Origin of the sequence: Rhizobium redzepovicii, assembly GCF_019793435.1 — a bacterium.
GTDB classification, from domain to species: Bacteria; Pseudomonadota; Alphaproteobacteria; order Rhizobiales; family Rhizobiaceae; genus Rhizobium; species Rhizobium redzepovicii.
In genome coordinates this window covers 104,408-122,345 of sequence record NZ_JAILYH010000008.1, presented here as the reverse complement: position 1 = coordinate 122,345, position 17,938 = coordinate 104,408, and the positions used below count along the sequence as shown (strand labels likewise).

The following is a 17,938-nucleotide window of genomic DNA, read 5'->3' as shown; positions in this document are numbered from 1 at the left end:
TCATGGCTCCAACATCTCTGGAAGCGCAATTCGTGACCTTCAGCCTCGGCGAGGAGATTTTCGCCGTGCCGGTTGAGGTCGTCCGGGAAATCCTCGACTATGCGGAAGCTTTCAAGATTCCGAATGGTCCCGACTATCTGCTCGGCCTGCGCGATGTGCGCGGGCAGGGCGTGCCGACGATTGATCTTCGATTGAAGCTCGGCATGACGAAGACCGAGCCGACCCCGCATACGCGGGTGCTGGTCCTCGACGTGCCGATGGAAAGCCGGCTTCTCACCCTCGGCCTTGTTGCCGACCGCGTCTTCGAGGTCACGCCGTTTCGGCGTGACCAGATCGAGGCGGCGCCCGATATCGGCGTGCGCTGGCGTTCGGACTATATCGCCGGCGTCGTTCGCCGTGAAAACGGCTTTGTCGTCATCATCGATCTGGCGCGGTTGCTGTCGCGCGAGGACGCCTCTGCACTGCAATCGGCGGCCTGACCGCTTCGTCACTCGGAGTACTACGTTTTATGAGTATGGCAACAGCGGTGGAAACCCAATTGCCGGGCGACCGGATCAGCAAGCGCAATTTCGACAAGCTTGCCCGGTTCATCTACGACTATAGCGGCATCAAGATGCCGCCGACCAAGCTGACGATGCTCGAGGGGCGGCTGAGGCGCCGCCTTCGGGCAACCAATCACGCGACCTTCGACGATTATTGCGACTTCCTGTTCAATCAGGACGGTCTTGCCCAGGAAACCGTCTACCTGATCGACGTAGTGACGACGAACAAGACCGACTTCTTCCGCGAAGCCAAACATTTCGACTATATGCAGAGCGTGGCGCTACCGGCGATTGCCGGCAGCGGCGTCCGCACCATTCGCACCTGGAGTTCGGCCTGCTCGACGGGAGCCGAACCCTATACGATGGCGATGGTGCTGGCGGAATTCACCGAAGGCCGCAACGACGTATCCTACAGCATACTGGCGACCGATCTTTCCACCGACGTTTTGCAGACGGCGCGCCGGGGCATCTACCCGGAAGATCTCATCGCGCCGGTGCCGTGCGACCTGCAGCGCAAATATGTGCTGACGGCCAAGCAACCGGATCGGCGGGAGGTGCGCATCACGCCGAAACTGCGCAGCAGGATCGGTTTTGCCCGCATGAACCTGATGGACGAGAAATATCCGATCGGCGAGCCGATGCACGTGATCTTCTGCCGCAATGTGCTGATCTACTTCGACAAGCAGACTCAGGCCGGCGTGCTCAACCGCCTCTGCGATTGCCTGGCGAAGGGAGGGTACATGTTCATCGGCCATTCCGAATCGATCACCGGCTTCGATCTGCCGTTGAAGCAGGTCTCGAACACGGTGTTTCAGCGCATTTAGAGGCTTCATGGCTAAGAAAATCCGCGTTCTCATCATCGACGATTCCGCCAGCATCCGTCAGACGCTGACGCATGTGCTGGAGCAGGATCCCGATATCGAGATCATGGCGGTGGCGTCCGACCCCTTCGTGGCCGCGCGCAAGCTGCTGGAGGAAATCCCCGACGTCATCACGCTCGATGTCGAGATGCCGCGCATGGACGGCATCACCTTCCTGCGCAAACTGATGGCGCAGCGGCCGATCCCTGTCGTGATGTGCTCGTCGCTGACGGAAGCCGGTTCGGAAACGCTGATCCAGGCGCTGGAGGCCGGCGCCGTCGACGTCATTTTGAAATCGAAGATCGGGGCCGCCGACAGTCTTTCCGATGATGCGATACGCATTCGCGAAATCGTCAAGAGCGCCTCGCATGCGCGGCTTACCACCGTCCGCCGCGCTGCCGGAACCATCCGCTCGGCTTCGGCCGACGGACCGACCAAAAAGCTGACGGCGGATGCGATGCTGCCGCCGCCGACGGGACGGGCGATGGCGAAGACGACCGAGATGGTGGTCTGCGTCGGCGCCTCCACCGGCGGCACCGAAGCGCTGCGCGAGTTACTGGAGGAACTGCCGGCCAATGCGCCCGGCATGGTGATCGTCCAGCATATGCCGGAGAAATTCACTGCCGCCTTCTCCAAGCGGCTAAACGGGCTCTGCGAGGTGGAGGTCAAGGAAGCCGTCGACGGCGATCCCGTGTTGCGCGGCCACGTGCTGATCGCGCCAGGCGACAAGCATATGCTGCTCGAACGCCAGGGTGCGCGCTATTATGTGAGCGTAAAGACCGGGCCGCTGGTGTCGCGGCACCGGCCTTCGGTCGACGTGCTCTTTCGCTCGGCGGCGCGCTCGGCCGGCTCGAACGCCATGGGGATCATCATGACCGGCATGGGTGACGATGGTGCGCGCGGCATGCTGGAAATGCATGAGGCAGGCGCCTACACGGTGGCGCAGGACGAGGCGAGTTCGGTCGTTTTCGGCATGCCGAAGGAGGCGATCGCCAAAGGCGGCGTCGACCGTATCCTGCCGCTCGATCAGATCGCTCGCGAAGTGCTGATAACGCAGCAGAAGTTTTAAGTCGGTTTCAACGGAAGCGGCTGAAGCCGGCGGTATCGCAAGATGCCGCCGGCTTTTGATTATCACCCTGCAGATTCTCTTTTCAGGCGAGATAACCGCCGTCGATCGTCAGGCTGGCGCCGGTGACGAAGGCGGCCTCGGCACTGGCGAGATAGGCGGCGAGGCCGGCAATCTCGCGGTCCTCACCCAGGCGGCCAAGCGCCATCAGTGGCTTGAGGCGTTCATGATCGTCTTCATTGGGGTTCATGTCGGTCGCCGTCGGGCCGGGCTGGATGTTGTTGACGGTGATGCCGCGTGGACCGAGATCGCGGGCGAGGCCGCGGGTCATCGAGGCGATCGCGCCCTTCGTCATGCTGTAGACTGCGGAGGTCGGAAAGCCGCTGCGATCGGCGGTGACGCTGCCGATGGTGATGATGCGGCCGCCTTCCTTCATATGTCTTGCCGCTGCCTGGATGCCGACGAAGGCGGCGCGGACATTAACGGCAAACATCCGGTCGAAATCTTCGAGCGAATAGTCGTCGAGCGGGTTGAGGATGAGAATCCCGGCATTGCTGACGAGAATGTCGAGACCGCCAAAGGTCTCGGCTGTCAGCGCAACGGCATCCTTTACGGCTTTCGCATCGGCACTGTCGGCTCGGATCGCCAGCGCCTTGCCGCCAGCAGTCTCCAGCTCGGCGACGATTGCCTTCGCCCTGTGCTCGGAACTGGAATAGGTGAAGGCGACGGCGGCGCCGTCAGCGGCGAGCCTTCGGACGATGGCGGCACCGATGCCGCGCGAACCGCCGGTGACGAGGGCGATCTTGGTGGAAAGGGATTGAGACATGCAGGTTTCCTTTGTTTTGGATTGATCAGTCTAGAATTGGCCGTGGAAAGGCCGGTTCGGAATTGCCCCGTCGTCAGCGAAGGCTTCTGATTGCCATGCGTGCGATAGCGCGGAGCGTCTCGGGTGGGGCGCCGTTTCGGGCGCTGACTTTCATGCCCGCCAGGGCAGCGCCGAGAAACGGAATGGCGTTGGCGATATCGATATCTGTTGCGAGGTCTCCGGTCCTGCGAGCCTCACCGAGAAGGCTCTCGATCGCCGCGTGAAGCGCGTGGCCGGCGCTGTCGGTAAGAGCTGCGACCTCGGCATCGGTGCGGCCGAATTCGCAGATGGCGCTGACACCGAGGCAGCCGCGCCGCGCCTCGGCAGCGGGACGCGAGGCGAAGGCGACGAGAGCACCTTCCAGCGCCTCGATCGGCCGGCCTTCGCGGCGAAGATCGGCGATGATCTTGTCGATGCTCTCCACATTGTAGCGCTTCAGCGCTTCCAGATAGAGGCCGCGCTTGTCGCCGAAGGTGTCGTACATGCTTTGCCGACTGATCTTCATCGCCGTCAGCAATTCCTCGGTCGAGGTGCCTTCATAGCCGTGCTCGGAAAATACGCCGATGGCGGCATGAAGGGCGGTGTTGCGATCGAATTCCTTGTGTCGTGCCATGACGAGGCTTCTACTCTTATTGGACTAATCTGTCCAGAATAAATTTATGGTTTCCGGCGCCGCAGGGCAGCCATGCGCGCCTCCCCTTGAAATTTCCCTGATTTTGTGGTCTTGAGGCCGCCAATCTTCGCAGCGCTGCCTGTCATGCATGTTCAGGGACACTTCCCGCCCCTGGCAGCGCGCGCGCCCCGTATCAGTCCCAAGGAAAAATGCGCCGATGGCCCGTTCAGCTCTTCTCAATGTCATGGTTCAGGCTGCCCTCAAGGCAGGAAAGTCGCTGGGACGTGATTTCGGCGAAGTGCAGAACCTGCAGGTTTCCGTGAAGGGGCCGGGCGATTTCGTTTCCACCGCCGACCGCAAGGCCGAAAAGATCGTCAGGGAAGAGCTGCTCAAGGCGCGTCCGACCTATGGCTTCCTCGGCGAAGAGAGCGAGGAAATCAAGGGCACCGACGGCGCGCATCGCTGGATCGTCGACCCGCTCGACGGCACGACGAACTTTTTGCACGGCATCCCGGCCTTCGCGGTCTCGATCGCGCTCGAACGCAATGGCGAGATCGTTGCCGCCGTCGTCTTCAATCCGGCGACCGACGAGCTCTATACCGCCGAGCGCGGCGGCGGCGCCTTCCTTAACGACCGGCGCCTGCGCGTCGCCGCGCGCCGGGCGCTGTCGGATTGCGTCATCGGCTGCGGTGTGCCGGCGCTCGGCAAGCGCAATCACGGCAAGTTCCTGGTCGAGCTTCGCCACGTGATGGGCGAAGTTGCGGGCATCCGCCGCCTGGGCTCGCCGACGCTCGATCTTGCCTATGTCGCTGCCGGGCGGTTCGACGGTTTCTGGGAAGCGGAGCTTGCGCCGTGGGACATGGCGGCCGGCATCCTGCTCATCCGCGAAGCCGGCGGTTTCGCCACCGACTGGGACGGTGGTGCAACGATGCTGGAGAGCGGCACGATCGTCGCCGGCAACGAGATCATCCATAAGGCGTTGATCGAAGTCGTCAAGCGGCCAATTCCCGCCAAGTGAGCGGACGAAAATCCGGCTGTTGTAAAGTCACGGTTTTCGCCTCGGCATACTTCAATTCGGCACAATGTTGCTCTAGTCTCCGCCAGCAATGACTCCGGAGGCAGCGGACCCTATGGAAAATGTGAATGTGGCGGAGATCGGCTCCACCGAAAAGACGGCCAGCGGTTATGCCTACAGGCTTTCGAGCCCCATGCCCTTCCTCTGGACTATGCTGCTTTTCCTCGTCATCGTCGGCTTTATCGCCGCCATCCTCTTCCGGCAGACGCAGACCGCTTTCATGCACAATCCGGGCCTCAACGGCCTGATCGTCGGTGTTCTCGCAGTCGGAATCATTCTTGTTTTCAACCATGTGCTGGCGCTTCGCCCCGAAGTGCGCTGGTTCAACTCCTTCCGCGCCGCCGGCAGCGCCGACAAGGTCAACCGCAATCCGCGGCTGCTCGCGCCGATGCGGGCGCTGATCGGCAGCCGCAAATCTTCGGTGGCGCTATCGACGACGGCGCTGCGCTCGATCCTCGATTCCATCGCCACCCGCCTCGACGAATCGCGGGATGTCTCGCGGTACCTGATCGGCCTTCTGGTTTTCCTCGGCCTGCTCGGCACCTTCTGGGGCCTGATCGGCACGATCGGTTCGATCAGCATGGTGATCCAGTCGCTCGATGCCGGCTCGAACGGCACGGGAGATGTGCTTGCGGCGCTGAAGGAAGGGCTTTCCACCCCGCTTTCGGGCATGGGCCAGGCCTTTTCCTCCTCGCTGCTCGGCCTTTCCGGCTCGCTCATTCTCGGCTTCCTCGACCTTCAGGCCGGCCGCGCGCAGAACCGCTTCTACATGGAGCTGGAAAACTGGCTCTCCTCGGTCACTGATGTCGGCTCCGACCTGGCGCCGGCCCTCGACGCCGTTGCCGGCGCTTCCTCGGACGATATGCGTGCGCTCTCCGATTATCTGCGCAAGGTCTCCGAGGAGGGGGGCGCCGGCAGCCAGCGCTCGGTCGCCGCCATGGCGAGCCTTGCCGAAGGCATTCAGGGTCTCGTCAAGAACATGCGCAACGAGCAGCAGATGCTGCGCGACTGGATCGAGGCGCAACAGGACGAGGCCAAAGCGATGCGCCGCACGCTCGACCGGCTGGCCGAACGCATCGGCGTTCAGGAGCGCGCCGGCGACCGAAGCGAGCGCGTGCGCGACCGCGCCAGTCAGGCAGAAAAGAGCGAGGGCAAGTAAGCCATGGCTCTTGCCCGCAACCGGCGCCGTGAACGCACGGTGGATTATTGGCCGGGCTTCGTTGACGCGCTGTCGACGCTGCTCATCTCAATCATGTTCCTGCTGACGGTCTTCGTCGTCGGGCAGTTCATCCTCAGCCGCGAGATCACCGGACGCGATGAGGTGCTCAGTCGCCTCAACAGCCAGATCAACGAGCTGACGCAGCTTCTTGCGCTCGAAAAGGGCAGCAATCAGGACCTCCAGGATTCGGTCGCCAATCTTCAGGCCTCGCTTGCCAGCGCCGAGGGCGATCGATCGCGGCTGCAGGCGCTGCTAAATGCCGGGTCCGGCGGGCAGGACGCGGCGCAGAAGCGAATTGGCGCGATGACGCAGGAGCTTGACGAGCAGAAGCAGGTCAGCGAGCGGGCGCTGAGCCAGGTGGAGCTGCTGAACCAGCAGATTGCAGCACTTCGCAGCCAGATCGCCGCCGTCGAAGCCGCTCTTCAGGCTTCGGAGGAGAAAGACCGGGTCTCGCAGACCAAGATCGCCGATCTCGGCAGCCGCCTCAACGTTGCGCTCGCCGCGCGCGTGCAGGAGTTGAACCGCTATCGTTCCGACTTTTTCGGGCGCCTGCGCGAGATCCTTTCCGACCGCGAGAATATCCGCATCGTCGGCGACCGCTTCGTCTTCCAGTCGGAAGTGCTGTTTCCCTCGGGCGGCGCCGATCTAAACCCGGAGGGACAGACCGAGATGGGCAAGCTCGCCGCCGCTCTTCTCGATCTCGCCAAGGAAATTCCGCCGGAGATCAACTGGGTGCTGCGTGTCGACGGCCACACCGACAATGTGCCGCTGGCCGGGACGGGCCGCTATCGCGACAATTGGGAGCTCTCCTCGGCGCGCGCGATTTCGGTTGTCAAGTTCCTGATTGCGCAGGGCGTGCCGGCCGACCGGCTGGTTGCCGCCGGCTTCGGCGAGTTCCAGCCGATTGCGCCCGGCGAAACACCGGATGCGCGCGCCACCAACCGCCGCATCGAGCTGAAGCTGACAGAGAAATAATCAGCGTGGCGTGGCTTGTCGCACCTCCTTCAGCCGGTCGGCGAGAAAATCGCGCACGGCGGGGCTGTCGCTGAGGCCGATCGCCGTTATGTAGGCATCGACTGCTGCGGCATCGTCGCCGGCGCGTGCGAGAAGAAAGGCACGCACGGCCCAATAGGGCTGATAGGCCGCGGCATCGCGCGGATCGAGCCTATTGAGCCGCTCCAGACCGGCGGTGGCGCTCAAGGCCCTGCCGATCACCGCTGCTTCGGCGACGCGTGCGCCGAGCGTGTGTTTTATCTTTACCAGCGCCGCGTAGAGCGTTGTCAGCGCCGGCCAGTCGGTCATTCCCGAAACCCGGCGCGTTGCATGCACGGACTGGATCGCAGCATGGCACTGAAAGGGACCGAAACGGTCGAAAGCTCCGGCCTTGCGCAGCAGCGCATCCGCCTCGGCGATCATGATCACGTTCCAGGCCGCCGTATCCTGCTCGTCGAGCGGCACGTATCGGCCATTACGGTCGCGCCGGGCGCTGCGGCGGGCCTCGCAGTGAAGCATCAGCGACAGCAAGCCGATCGCTTCCGGTTCATCAGGCAGCACCGCCAGAAGCGCGCGGCCGAGCCAGATCGCTTCGCCGGCAAGCGAATGGCGCTCCTCCTCGCCGTCGAGACCGTCCCATCCGAGGCCGTAGGCGGCATAGATCGCCGAAAGCACGGCAGCGAGCCGCTCCGGCAGAGCGGAGCGAGGGGGAATGGCGAAGGGAATGCCGGCATCGCGGATCTTCACCTTGGCCCGCACCAGCCGTTGGCTCATCGCCTCCGGTGAAACGACGAAGGCCCGTGCTATGGTTTTCGCCTCGATGCCGAGAACCGTCTGCAGCATCAGCGCCGTATGCACGGAGCTGTCGATGGCGGGATGGGTGCAGGCGAAGAGCAGCTTCAGCCGCTCATCGGGAAAGACGGCTTTGCCGGCCTCGTTCATGCGTTCCTCCGCCTCCTCGAAGGCGACGGTTATCGTCGTCTGCGCGTTGGCCGCGACGGTGCGGTGGCGGGCCGCCTGCATCAGGTTGCGGCGTGCGGCCACCAGCAGCCAGGCTTCCGGCTTGTCGGGAACGCCGCGCTCCGGCCAGACGCGAAGGGCCGACGCCAGCGCTTCCGACAATGCGTCTTCCGCCGCCGGCACGTCACGCGAGCGGGCGGCCAGAAAAGCGATTAGCTTGCCGTAGGACTGACGCGCCACCTGTTCGGCGGCGCGTCCCGCATCGGGCGGCATCGCCGTTTCACATTTGCAGGCGCGGACGCACCTCGACCGAACCCCTGTCGGAGATCGGAACGCGTGTTGCCCATTCGAGCGCGGTGTCCATGTTGGGGACTTCGATCAGATAGAAACCGCCGAGCTGTTCCTTGCCTTCCGGATATGGGCCGTCCTGAACGTCGTGATCCTCGCCTTTGCGGCGCACGATCGTACCGGTCTCCGGTGCCGTCAGCCCGGCTCCGCCGGTCATGATCCCTGCCTGGGCAAGCGCCTTGCTGTAGGCGACCCAGCCGTCGCGATAGGCGGGATCGCTGCGGTTGGCGAAATCCTCGGCGGCTTCGCGAATGATGAGAGCATATTGCATGGGAAACTCCTGATCTCTTTGTGGCGTTGATCCGGGCATCGCCATATCGGGAATATTCCGAAAGCCGTGACGCCCGGTGGAGCGGTTCAGCCGTTCCGAGACAATGAGGCGCGACCAGCGGTCATTTCGACATGGTTTTCAAGAAATCTGCAAAAAAGAAAAATGGCGCGGAGATCACAAGGAAACAGGCCGGGCGCGAGGTGCCGCATCGCTCATCGGCGCGCGGAGAGGCAGGGCGGCGCTTTACGCCGCCGCCGCCATTTTGCTCAGGCCTCGGCCTTCGTCTGGTCGACGACGTCAGCGCTTGGCGTGTTCTTCTTGATCGATTCGATGGCACTCATGGCGGACGCCTTCGCCTTGTAGCCTTCGGAAAGGAACATGGTTTCCCCGTTCGATGCCTTGAAGCGGAAGCGGAACTCGCCGGCCTTATCCTTATAAACTTCGAATTTATACATTGGATGTCTCCCGAAACGCTGAATTGCAACCATCAGCGTTAGGGAGGCTAGATCAAAATGGCGAGCTTTTCCACTGCCTTAATTAGAATTGGATGCTCGGCGTCCAATTGTCGCCGTTCCCAGGGACGCAACCGGAGGGGTCTGCGCCGCCGACGTCATTCCATCTGGATGTTCGCGCCCTTGACCACCGGTCCCCATTTGGCGAGCTCGGCCTTGACATGGGCGGCGAGTTCATCCGGCGTCGAGCCGACGATGGTGGCGCTGAATTCTTTCATCCGTTCGGCAACGGCCGGGTCTTTAAGCGCTTTGTTGGCCGAGGCGTTGAGACGCATCACCACCTCGTTCGGCGTCTTGGCCGGGGCGAAAAGCGCATTCCAGGTATAGGTCTCGTAACCCGGTATGCCTGACTCGGCGACCGTCGGCACATCGGGGAAGGAGGGCGCGCGCGCGGCCGTGGTCACCGCCAGCGCCCGCAAAGTGCCGGCCTTGATATGGCTCGATGACGAGGGCAGGTTGTCGAACATGATCGGCACCTGATTGCCGATGACGTCATTCAAGGCCGGGCCAGCGCCCTTATAGGGAATATGCTGCATGCTGACGCCGGCCATGGATTTGAAAAGTTCGCCGGACAGATGCAGCGGCGTGCCGTTGCCAGACGAGGCATAGCTGTATTTGTCGGGCTCGGCCTTCAGCAGCGCGATCAGCTCCGGCACGGTCTTTGCCGGCAATTCCGGATTGACGACCAGCACGTTCGGCACGACGACGAGCAGCGAGACCGGCGCGAAATCCTTCTCGGGATCATAGGGGGTCGATTTGAGGATCAGCGGATTGAGCGCGTGGGTCGCGACAGTGCCCATCAGAATCGTGTAGCCGTCGGGTTCGGCGCGGGCGACGTTACCGGCGCCGAGATTGCCGCCGGCACCGGCGACGTTCTGAACGATCACCTGCTGGCCCAGATCCTCCGACATCTTCTGCGCGACGATGCGCGCAACGACATCGGTCGAGCCACCGGCCGCAAACGGCACGACCATGGTGATCGCGCGATCGGGAAAATCGGCAGCAGCGGCGGATGCGCCTGATGCAAAGGCCGCAAGCATACCGAAGCCGAGCGCAAGGCTCGCACGTCGCGTCATATCGAAAGGCGCCATTCCTATCTCCTCCCAAGAATCTCAACAGCGATATCCCCACCCCGGGGCATGAAGAGGGTAGTGCGGAAGACGCGAATGACAACCGTGGAGGGGTCAGACTTTAGTCGCGGAGAAGCGGATGGCCGCCTATTTCGCGGCGGCGAGCACATCCTCGTTGGCGGCATCGAATTGCAGCCGCGCCAATCGTGCATAGATGCCGCCGTGGCGGATCAGGCTCTGATGGGTGCCTTCCTCGACGACGCGGCCCTGATCCATCACGAGGATGCGGTCGGCCTTCAATACGGTTGCCAGGCGATGGGCGATGATGAGCGTCGTGCGGCCGTCGACAAGGCCGTCGAGCGCCTTTTGCACCAGGGTCTCGCTTTCCGCATCCAGCGCCGACGTGGCCTCGTCGAGCAGCAGCACGGGCGCGTTCTTCAGGATGGCACGAGCGATGGCGATGCGTTGGCGCTGGCCGCCGGAGAGCGTAATGCCGCGTTCGCCGACCTCGGTCTCATAACCCTGATCCAGCCGCGTGATGAACTCGTCGGCCTGGGCGGCAAGGGCTGCGGCGCGGACCTCGTCTCGCGAGGCTCCGGGACGACCGAAGGCGATGTTGTCATAGATCGAGGCGGCAAAGATAGTGACATCCTGCGGCACGATGGCTATGCGCCGGCGCAGTTCTTCGGGGGTCGTCAGCTGCGCGTCGACACCATCGATCGTCACGCTGCCTTGTTGCGGATCGTAGAAACGCAGAAGCAGCGAAAAGACGGTGCTCTTGCCGGCGCCGGAAGGGCCGACAATGGCAACGGTCTCGCCCGGCGCAATGGTCAAGCTCAAGCCATGCAGCGCCGATTTGCCGGGGCGCGAGGGATAGGCAAAATGCACGTCGGAAAATTCGACGCGGCCAAGGCCGGGCGAAGGAAGAACCTGCGGATGGTCGGGGGCGGCGATCGGCGAGACTTCGTCGAGAAGCTCGGTCAGCCGGTCGGCGGCGCCGGCTGCCTGCGAGAGTTCGCCCCAGACCTCCGACAAGGCGCCTAGCGAACCGGCAGAGATGACGGCATAGAGCAGGAACTGGCCCAGCGTGCCGGCCGAAAGCGTGCCGGCAAGCACGTTGTGGGCGCCGACCCAGAGCACGGCGACGACGCTGCCGAAGATCAGCGTGATGGCGATCCCGGTCAGCAGCGCGCGCGAGCGGATGGCGGCACGGGCCGCTTCATAGGCGGATTCAACGGCGCTGCCGTAGCGTGTCGCTGCGGCATCCTCGCCGTTGAAGGCCTGGACGGTGCGGGTCGCGGCGATCGTCTCGTTGGCGAAGGCGGAGGCATTGGCGAGCGTATCCTGGGCGGCGCGGGAGCGCTTGCGCACCGAGCGGCCGAAAGCGACGAGCGGGAAGACGATCAGCGGGATCGCCCCGATGACGAGGCTCGAAAGCTTCGGCGAGGTGACGATCATCATACCCATCGCGCCGATACAGAGGATGAGGTTTCTGAGCGCCACCGAGGCCGTGGCGCCAACGGCGGATTTAATCTGCGTTGTATCGGCGGTCAGGCGCGAGACGATCTCGCCGGACTGGTTGACGTCGAAGAAGGATGGCGACAACCTTGTCACATGAGAAAAGACATCGCGGCGAAGATCGGCGACAATGCGCTCGCCGATGGTGATGACAAAATAATAGCGCAGTGCGCTTGCGACAGCGAGCACGACGGCCATGATCATCAGCATGGCGAAGTAGCTGTTGATGAAGCGGCCGTCGGACTGGGTGAAGCCGTGGTCAATCATGCGACGCACGGCGAGCGGCAGCGCCAGCGACGTGATGGCGGCAAGCGCCAGCGACGTCAGCGCACCGGCCACCAGGCCGCGATAACGCATGACGTAGGGCATCAGCCTACCGAGCGGCCGTAGCGACCGCCTTTTGTTTTCCTCAGCCCGTGCCTGCTCTGCCAAATTGTCTCCGATCGCCCTCAGGACCCGCGCAATGCGGCCTGTTGGCTCTTGTTATCTAGGCGCTCTTCATGTATAGGCACGCCATCCTAATGGGAAGCCGTAGCCATCACGACTGCGGCTTCATTTATTCAATCGGTTCGGTGGCCGCAACTGCATGCGGCAAATTGAACTCCGGTATCGCAGGAAGATTGTTATGAAGGCAGGCATCCATCCCGACTATCACATGATCAAGGTGGTCATGACCGATGGCACCGAATACGAAACCCGTTCGACCTGGGGTTCGGAAGGCGCTGTCATGAACCTCGAAATCGATTCCAAGTCGCACCCGGCCTGGACCGGCGGCAACCAGCAGCTCATGGACCGCGGCGGCCGCGTTTCCAAGTTTAACAAGCGTTTCGGCGGCCTCGGCCTCTAATCCCTTCTGCTCGATGGAATTCGAAAAGAGCCCGGTTTTGCCGGGCTTTTTTGCGTTGTCGGGAAGGGGCGTTTTCAGGCAAAGAAAAACCGGCCGCGTCGGACGCGGCCGGTTTGTATGGAATTCCCGCAGATCTGGTCAGTTGTTGCCGAAGGCGGTCTGCAGCAGGGAAAGCTGGGCCTGGACGCTGTTTTGATTGTCGTGAACGATCACGGCTTCGGACGGGCGGTAAATCTCGCGGTCGAGCAAAGCAATGCGGTTCTGCAGACGCAGCGAGCGCTCGACGAGGTCGCGGAAGGATTCCGGCAGGTCGCCCCAGCCGGGCGCGGCGCGGTCGACGTTGAAGCCGTCGAGGCGAACCTTGTTCTTTTCTGCCAGCACCTGGTCACGGGACATTTCGCCATTGTTGACGGCGCGCTGCAGCAGCAGCCAGGAGGCCATCTGCATGAGACGGGTGGTGAGGCGCATCGATTCTGCTGCATAGAGAACCGAGGCCATCCGCGGCAGAACCTTGGACGCGGCGCGGCCCTGGCCGTCGAGATAGGCGGCGGTCTCTTCGACCAGCGACATGCCTTCCGCATAAAGTGCCTTGAACTGCGAGGATGCAGCCGCGCGACCTGCAAAACTGATCGTGTTCAATCCAACTTCCGACATCGCAATAGTCCCTGTTGCACGCAGCTACATATGTTCAGGTAACGCGGGCACCGACGGAAAAGTTTCCGAGCCCGGTCTTTATGACTTTAAGATGGTATCATTAGCCCAAATGCGCAAGCCGTTTCTTAAGAAAGGGTTAATCTCCACAGTTTCGTGGAGAAGCGCCGGGCACAAGGAAAAAGAAGAGCCGCAAAAGCGGCTCTCAAGGTAAAACAGGGAGAAAAATCAGACCAATTCACCGCTTGGAAAACTGTCTGAGATCCAGAGAAAATCCGGATGAGTACAGTAATATCTTATAAAGCTTAATATTTTATTAACATTGTGCCGAACTAAGACTTGAGGCGGGTTCATTTATCCGCCTATAGCCTTGTTTTTTGGGGTTTATCGGATCACGAGCGGAAGAAACTTTCCGCTGCCTGCCGTCCGGAGGCCTTGCGGGTGGCCTCGGTTTCGAGACGGGCGATCTCCGCCTTCAGCAAATCCACCCGCGCCTTTAACTCATCCACCGAAAGCATGGAGAGATCGGAACCGATCTCGTGGGCGATCTTCTTCTGCGGCCGGTCGTCATCGATGAAGCTCATGGGTTCTCCTCCATTGCTGCCTGGAGCATCATGCCGAAAGGTAAGGAATCGGAATTTAGGCCAATCCGGGCTAAATTCATCCTTTAGTCCCTTGTTTTTATGCAGGTCGTTATCCCGGAACCGCTGCACAGCTCCGGGCGACATGCATTAGCCGAACTTTACAGCAGGATCGCCGCTTTCGGGAGATTTGCCAGTTTCAGCCGCTTTGCCTGCGCCGCGATCGGCAAGCGACATGCTCTGCGGCGTCAGCATCGGCGAGGTGCCGGTCGGGATCGTCGTGTAGGCGTCGCGGTCGCTGGCCGGGACGGCGGCGCGGATGCGGCTCCGGATGATGGCATAAACGGTGATCAGCACGTGGGCGATGGCAGTGACGAGGAAAAGCGCATGCGGGGTGATCACCGACATGACGGGGCCGCCGATCGTCGGGCCGATCACCGTGCCGATGCCGTAGAGCAGCAACAGGCCACCGGAGACCTTGACGAAATCCTCCGATGCCGCGAAGTCGTTCGCGTGGGCGACGGCGATCGGATAGAGCGTATTGGCGACCGCGCCGTAAAGGACAACGAGCCCGATCAGCAAGGCTGGTGACGTCGGGTGGAGTATGAAGATCAGCAAGCCGGCAAGGGCGGCCACGCTGGACATGGCGGCGAGCACATAGCGCCGATCGATACGATCGGAAAGCCGGCCGGCGGGCAGCTGCATCATGGCGCCGGCGAAGATGGTGGCGCTCATCATGATGGCGATGCTGGTGTCTGAGAGGCCGGCGCCGGCGCCGAAGACGGCGCCGAGCGTGCCATAGGCGCCATTGGCGATGCCGACGAGCAGGATGCCGAGGCAGGAGACCGGCGAATTGCGATAGAGCGCCGGCAGGTCGAGGCGGACTGCCTTCAGCGGCTGCGGCGAAGCGGCGGTCGAAAGCGTCGTCGGCAGCATGGCGATGCAATAGAAAATGCCGCAGATCATGAACAGCACCGGCGTGCGCACGTCCTCGAGCGGGATCATCATCTGGCCGCCGACGACGCCGAGCAGCGTGATGCCGATATAGAGCGAGAAGATCGCGCCGCGGCTCTCGTTGCTGGCGCGCTCGTTCAACCAGCTTTCGATGATCATCGAGGTGCCGGCGGTCGAGAAGCCGGTAACGGCGCGCAGAACCACCCACCAGACCGGATGGATGATGATGCCGCTCACCAGGGCGATGATGGCGATGATCGAGATGAAGCCGGAGAAGGCTCTGACATGGCCGACGCGGCGCACCAGTTTCGGCGCCACCAGGCAGCCGATGACGAAGCCCCCGGCCCATGAAGTGCCGAGCAGGCCAAGCGTCGTGGTGGCGTAGCCTTCGAGATTGCCGCGCACGGGAAGCAGGATGCCCTGCAGGCCGTTGCCCATGAAAAGGAAGAGCGTGCCAAACAGCAGCGCGGCGACGGACAGAAGGTTTCTCTTCATTTCCCCAGACTCGGTCTCAGTGATTTTGGAATGGACATAAGGCATGACCTGCGTCAGCCCAGCCTCAAGATGATTGATTGTGCCCCGGAATGTCTTTACGGCGTGCGAAGCACCTGTGTTGGCGCGGAAAAATGTCCGTCCTGTGACATTCCGAAAAATGGAAAAAATAAAGCATGACAAAGCTGATAGCCTTGCTGCTCATCCTTGCCATGGCGATACAGCTGATCAAGCCGCTCGGGCTCCCCGGCCTCAGGCGGCGGATGGATTTCTGGAAGATCGCGCTGATCGCTTTCGGGATCTGGGCACTTGACCTGCTTTTGCGCGATTTCCTGATGTAGGCCTGTCGTCGGCCTGCGATCGTCAGTCCTGCAGGATGATTTCTCCGCGCATGACGGGAACACAGCTGCCCGAGATAACCACATCGGTGACGGTGCCGCGGAATTTCGAGACATCGAGGGAGATGATACTGCGCCGGCCCATTTCGACGCCTTGTTCGACGGTAATGCGGACGTTCATGTCGGCGTCCAGCGCAAGCGAGACAAGATAGGCGCCAAGCGCAGCTGAAGCGCTGCCGGTTGCCGGGTCCTCGGGCACGTTGTCGAGCGGTGCGAACATCCGGGCGCGAATATGCCACGGATTTTCGGATGTTCTGGCATAGACGAAGAGCGAGAAGTCGTGGCCGCTCGTCGTCTGGCGGCCGGCGGCCGCCTGGAAGCCGGCAAGGTTGGGACGGGCGGCTGCCAACGCTTCAAGCCCGCCCACTTCGGCAATGGCGAAGTTCAGGCCGACCGAGGCAAAGACCGGAGCGTGGGTGGTTGTGACGACGGCGCGAGATTCGAGCGAGACGCAGCGGGCGATGGTTTCCTCGGCGATGGTATTGCCGACCGTCAGCGGCTGCGGCACGCGGATGGCTGTTGCCGCGACCCTTCCGCCGTTGCGTTTCAGGCTGACCTCGACGATGCCGGCCTTTTCCTCGAAGCGCAGTTTCTCGCCGACCGGCTTGCCGAAGATCTCCGCCTGCTGGCCGAGCACATAGGCTGTGCCTACATTCGGATGGCCGGCGAAGGGTACTTCCATCGTCGGGGTGAAGATGCGCACGCGGGCGGAATTTTCAGGATTTTCCGGCGGCAGGACGAAGGTGACTTCGGAGTAGTTGAACTCGGTGGCGATCCTCTGCATCGCCGCATCGCTCAGGCCCCGCGCATCGGAGATGACGGCAAGCGGATTGCCCTCGAAGCGGGTGGAGGTGAAGACATCGACGGTGACGTAGGAGAGGGTGTCCATGGCGGCTCCTGTTGCGGCTGCGGCTATGGATAATCACGATTTTCCGGCGAGGCGAGCCGGTTTCTTGTCGCCGTGACAATGCAAGAAGGGGCGGCAACGATGTGTTGCCGCCCCTTCTTCATCTGAGTTAAGGCTGCCGAAAAATCAGGCGGCCTTTTCCAGGTCCTTCTTCCAGCTGCCCTTGGCGGCGAGGCTGTTCATCTCGGCGCGGTGGGTGAACTCGCGCTGGCCGGCGGCGACGTTCTCAGGCTTGCCGTTCCAGGCCTTGAGCGCGCTGTCCTGCAGGGCGCGGCCATAGGAGAAGGTGACGAGCCAGGGCAGGTCAAAACCATTGATCGCGGAAAGATGCGCGGTCGCTTCTTCCGTGGTCTGGCCGCCGGAAAGGAAGGCGATGCCGGGAACAGCAGACGGAACCGTGCGCTTCAGCACTTGGACGGTGCGCGCGGCAACTTCATCGACCGAGGCCTTGCGGGCGTTCTTGCCGTCGATGACCATGTTCGGCTTCAGGATCATGCCTTCGAGGCTGACGCGGGCATCGGCCAGTTCTTCAAAAACGACGCGCAGCGTGGCTTCGGTGACTTCGGCGCAGCGGTCGATGTTGTGGTCGCCCGGCTTGCCGTCCATCAGGCATTCCGGCTCGACGATCGGTACGATCTTGGCCTCCTGGCAGAGGGCGGCATAGCGGGCAAGCGCCTGAGCGTTGGCGCGGACCGAGCCGCGGGTCGGCAGCGAAGAGGAGATGGCGATGACGCCGCGCCACTTGGCGAAACGGGCGCCGGCGTCATAATACTTGGCAAGGCGCTCGCCGAGACCATCGAGGCCCTCGGTGATTGTTTCGCCCGGATATTTGGCCATCGGCTTGGCGCCGGTGTCGACCTTGATACCGGGAATGGAACCGGCCGCGCGGATGATATCGACGAAAGGCGTGCCGTCGGCGGCCTTCTGGAAAAGCGTCTCTTCGAACAGGATGACGCCGGAGATATATTTCTTCATCGCCTCGTCGGAGCGGAAGAGCATCTCGCGGTAATCGCGGCGGCTGCTTTCGGTCGATTCCAGGTTGATTGTATCGAAACGCTTCTTGATGGTGGAGGTCGATTCATCTGCCGCAAGCAGTCCCCGGCCGCCTGCAACCATCTGCACTGCAATGTCTTCCAGTCGTTCGCTCATTCTCGTTCTCTCCACAGCATTAAACATCGGCGGTTTAAGAATATAGG

At 62.3% G+C, this 17,938-nt stretch carries 20 protein-coding genes; 8 read left to right on the top strand and 12 right to left on the bottom strand.

Annotation, left to right across the window (positions count from 1 at the left end; translation table 11 throughout):
* Positions 1-2: 2 nt before the first annotated feature.
* The 3 genes from K6N12_RS14575 to K6N12_RS14565 are packed head-to-tail and all read left to right on the top strand — an operon-like array spanning position 3 to position 2,471.
* Positions 3-479, top strand: a complete 477-nt coding sequence (locus tag K6N12_RS14575) for a chemotaxis protein CheW (protein WP_003590275.1) — start codon at positions 3-5, stop codon at positions 477-479.
* A gap of 29 nt (positions 480-508) precedes the next feature.
* Positions 509-1,366 carry a CheR family methyltransferase gene (locus tag K6N12_RS14570; RefSeq protein ID WP_097629202.1) on the top strand — a complete coding sequence of 286 codons (858 nt, stop codon included), beginning with the start codon at positions 509-511 and terminating at the stop codon, positions 1,364-1,366.
* Between the two features lie 7 nt (positions 1,367-1,373).
* Positions 1,374-2,471: a protein-glutamate methylesterase/protein-glutamine glutaminase gene (locus K6N12_RS14565; protein ID WP_097629203.1), complete on the top strand. Its 1,098-nt coding sequence runs from the start codon at positions 1,374-1,376 to the stop codon at positions 2,469-2,471.
* Positions 2,472-2,553: 82 nt separating this feature from the next.
* On the opposite strand, the gene K6N12_RS14560 is transcribed toward K6N12_RS14565, so the two are convergent.
* Positions 2,554-3,294 (bottom strand): 3-oxoacyl-ACP reductase family protein, encoded by a 741-nt coding sequence (locus tag K6N12_RS14560; protein WP_097629204.1) that lies wholly within the window; start codon positions 3,292-3,294, stop codon positions 2,554-2,556.
* A gap of 73 nt (positions 3,295-3,367) precedes the next feature.
* Positions 3,368-3,946 carry a TetR/AcrR family transcriptional regulator gene (locus tag K6N12_RS14555; protein WP_097629205.1) on the bottom strand — a complete coding sequence of 193 codons (579 nt, stop codon included), beginning with the start codon at positions 3,944-3,946 and terminating at the stop codon, positions 3,368-3,370.
* A gap of 217 nt (positions 3,947-4,163) precedes the next feature.
* Between K6N12_RS14555 and K6N12_RS14550 the strand changes: the two genes are divergently transcribed.
* The 3 genes from K6N12_RS14550 (at position 4,164) to K6N12_RS14540 (ending at position 7,215) form a co-directional block, all read left to right on the top strand.
* Positions 4,164-4,964 carry an inositol monophosphatase family protein gene (locus K6N12_RS14550; protein WP_097629206.1) on the top strand — a complete coding sequence of 267 codons (801 nt, stop codon included), beginning with the start codon at positions 4,164-4,166 and terminating at the stop codon, positions 4,962-4,964.
* Between the two features lie 112 nt (positions 4,965-5,076).
* Positions 5,077-6,180, top strand: coding sequence for a MotA/TolQ/ExbB proton channel family protein (locus tag K6N12_RS14545; RefSeq protein ID WP_054185080.1), 1,104 nt, complete (start codon positions 5,077-5,079; stop codon positions 6,178-6,180).
* Positions 6,181-6,183: 3 nt separating this feature from the next.
* Complete coding sequence (locus K6N12_RS14540; RefSeq protein ID WP_003590279.1) at positions 6,184-7,215, top strand: peptidoglycan -binding protein; 1,032 nt, start codon at positions 6,184-6,186, stop codon at positions 7,213-7,215.
* Here K6N12_RS14540 and K6N12_RS14535 read toward each other — a convergent pair whose 3' ends face one another.
* The 5 genes from K6N12_RS14535 to K6N12_RS14515 form a co-directional block, all read right to left on the bottom strand.
* On the bottom strand, positions 7,216-8,466 hold the full coding sequence (locus K6N12_RS14535) for an RNA polymerase sigma factor (protein ID WP_097629207.1): 1,251 nt from the start codon (positions 8,464-8,466) through the stop codon (positions 7,216-7,218).
* A 7-nt stretch (positions 8,467-8,473) separates the two neighbouring features.
* Positions 8,474-8,812: a YciI family protein gene (locus K6N12_RS14530; protein ID WP_097629208.1), complete on the bottom strand. Its 339-nt coding sequence runs from the start codon at positions 8,810-8,812 to the stop codon at positions 8,474-8,476.
* A 266-nt stretch (positions 8,813-9,078) separates the two neighbouring features.
* Positions 9,079-9,267, bottom strand: coding sequence for a YegP family protein (locus K6N12_RS14525; RefSeq protein ID WP_003566419.1), 189 nt, complete (start codon positions 9,265-9,267; stop codon positions 9,079-9,081).
* 155 nt (positions 9,268-9,422) lie between these two features.
* The gene (locus K6N12_RS14520) at positions 9,423-10,415 is read right to left on the bottom strand and encodes a Bug family tripartite tricarboxylate transporter substrate binding protein (RefSeq protein WP_097629209.1); all 993 of its coding nucleotides are present in this window, start codon (positions 10,413-10,415) and stop codon (positions 9,423-9,425) included.
* 126 nt (positions 10,416-10,541) lie between these two features.
* The gene (locus K6N12_RS14515) at positions 10,542-12,344 is read right to left on the bottom strand and encodes an ABC transporter transmembrane domain-containing protein (protein WP_097629210.1); all 1,803 of its coding nucleotides are present in this window, start codon (positions 12,342-12,344) and stop codon (positions 10,542-10,544) included.
* A gap of 193 nt (positions 12,345-12,537) precedes the next feature.
* Between K6N12_RS14515 and rpmE the strand changes: the two genes are divergently transcribed.
* Positions 12,538-12,759, top strand: coding sequence for a 50S ribosomal protein L31 (rpmE, locus tag K6N12_RS14510; protein WP_003566413.1), 222 nt, complete (start codon positions 12,538-12,540; stop codon positions 12,757-12,759).
* Between the two features lie 138 nt (positions 12,760-12,897).
* Here the strand turns inward: rpmE and rcdA are convergent, their stop codons facing one another.
* The 3 genes from rcdA to K6N12_RS14495 form a co-directional block, all read right to left on the bottom strand.
* A complete protein-coding gene (gene rcdA / locus K6N12_RS14505) occupies positions 12,898-13,413 on the bottom strand; it encodes a protease adaptor protein RcdA (protein ID WP_003542804.1) in 516 nt (171 codons plus the stop codon).
* A 389-nt stretch (positions 13,414-13,802) separates the two neighbouring features.
* A complete protein-coding gene (locus tag K6N12_RS14500; RefSeq protein ID WP_097629211.1) occupies positions 13,803-13,994 on the bottom strand; it encodes a DUF1192 domain-containing protein in 192 nt (63 codons plus the stop codon).
* 147 nt (positions 13,995-14,141) lie between these two features.
* Complete coding sequence (locus tag K6N12_RS14495; RefSeq protein ID WP_097629212.1) at positions 14,142-15,440, bottom strand: MFS transporter; 1,299 nt, start codon at positions 15,438-15,440, stop codon at positions 14,142-14,144.
* A gap of 173 nt (positions 15,441-15,613) precedes the next feature.
* Between K6N12_RS14495 and K6N12_RS14490 the strand changes: the two genes are divergently transcribed.
* Positions 15,614-15,778: a hypothetical protein gene (locus K6N12_RS14490; RefSeq protein ID WP_097629213.1), complete on the top strand. Its 165-nt coding sequence runs from the start codon at positions 15,614-15,616 to the stop codon at positions 15,776-15,778.
* 22 nt (positions 15,779-15,800) lie between these two features.
* On the opposite strand, the gene K6N12_RS14485 is transcribed toward K6N12_RS14490, so the two are convergent.
* Both K6N12_RS14485 and K6N12_RS14480 read right to left on the bottom strand, forming a co-directional pair.
* Positions 15,801-16,724, bottom strand: coding sequence for a PhzF family phenazine biosynthesis protein (locus tag K6N12_RS14485; RefSeq protein ID WP_097629214.1), 924 nt, complete (start codon positions 16,722-16,724; stop codon positions 15,801-15,803).
* 144 nt (positions 16,725-16,868) lie between these two features.
* Positions 16,869-17,891: a class I fructose-bisphosphate aldolase gene (locus K6N12_RS14480; RefSeq protein WP_097629215.1), complete on the bottom strand. Its 1,023-nt coding sequence runs from the start codon at positions 17,889-17,891 to the stop codon at positions 16,869-16,871.
* Between the last annotated feature and the right edge of the window lie 47 nt (positions 17,892-17,938).

Coding starts and splice junctions, on each gene's coding strand:
- K6N12_RS14575 (WP_003590275.1), top strand. CDS start 3: ATGGCTCCAACATCTCTGGAAGCGCAATTCGTGACCTTCAGCCTCGGC.
- K6N12_RS14570 (WP_097629202.1), top strand. CDS start 509: ATGAGTATGGCAACAGCGGTGGAAACCCAATTGCCGGGCGACCGGATC.
- K6N12_RS14565 (WP_097629203.1), top strand. CDS start 1,374: ATGGCTAAGAAAATCCGCGTTCTCATCATCGACGATTCCGCCAGCATC.
- K6N12_RS14560 (WP_097629204.1), bottom strand. CDS start 3,294: ATGTCTCAATCCCTTTCCACCAAGATCGCCCTCGTCACCGGCGGTTCG.
- K6N12_RS14555 (WP_097629205.1), bottom strand. CDS start 3,946: ATGGCACGACACAAGGAATTCGATCGCAACACCGCCCTTCATGCCGCC.
- K6N12_RS14550 (WP_097629206.1), top strand. CDS start 4,164: ATGGCCCGTTCAGCTCTTCTCAATGTCATGGTTCAGGCTGCCCTCAAG.
- K6N12_RS14545 (WP_054185080.1), top strand. CDS start 5,077: ATGGAAAATGTGAATGTGGCGGAGATCGGCTCCACCGAAAAGACGGCC.
- K6N12_RS14540 (WP_003590279.1), top strand. CDS start 6,184: ATGGCTCTTGCCCGCAACCGGCGCCGTGAACGCACGGTGGATTATTGG.
- K6N12_RS14535 (WP_097629207.1), bottom strand. CDS start 8,466: ATGCCGCCCGATGCGGGACGCGCCGCCGAACAGGTGGCGCGTCAGTCC.
- K6N12_RS14530 (WP_097629208.1), bottom strand. CDS start 8,812: ATGCAATATGCTCTCATCATTCGCGAAGCCGCCGAGGATTTCGCCAAC.
- K6N12_RS14525 (WP_003566419.1), bottom strand. CDS start 9,267: ATGTATAAATTCGAAGTTTATAAGGATAAGGCCGGCGAGTTCCGCTTC.
- K6N12_RS14520 (WP_097629209.1), bottom strand. CDS start 10,415: ATGGCGCCTTTCGATATGACGCGACGTGCGAGCCTTGCGCTCGGCTTC.
- rpmE (WP_003566413.1), top strand. CDS start 12,538: ATGAAGGCAGGCATCCATCCCGACTATCACATGATCAAGGTGGTCATG.
- rcdA (WP_003542804.1), bottom strand. CDS start 13,413: ATGTCGGAAGTTGGATTGAACACGATCAGTTTTGCAGGTCGCGCGGCT.
- K6N12_RS14500 (WP_097629211.1), bottom strand. CDS start 13,994: ATGAGCTTCATCGATGACGACCGGCCGCAGAAGAAGATCGCCCACGAG.
- K6N12_RS14495 (WP_097629212.1), bottom strand. CDS start 15,440: ATGAAGAGAAACCTTCTGTCCGTCGCCGCGCTGCTGTTTGGCACGCTC.
- K6N12_RS14490 (WP_097629213.1), top strand. CDS start 15,614: ATGACAAAGCTGATAGCCTTGCTGCTCATCCTTGCCATGGCGATACAG.
- K6N12_RS14485 (WP_097629214.1), bottom strand. CDS start 16,724: ATGGACACCCTCTCCTACGTCACCGTCGATGTCTTCACCTCCACCCGC.
- K6N12_RS14480 (WP_097629215.1), bottom strand. CDS start 17,891: ATGAGCGAACGACTGGAAGACATTGCAGTGCAGATGGTTGCAGGCGGC.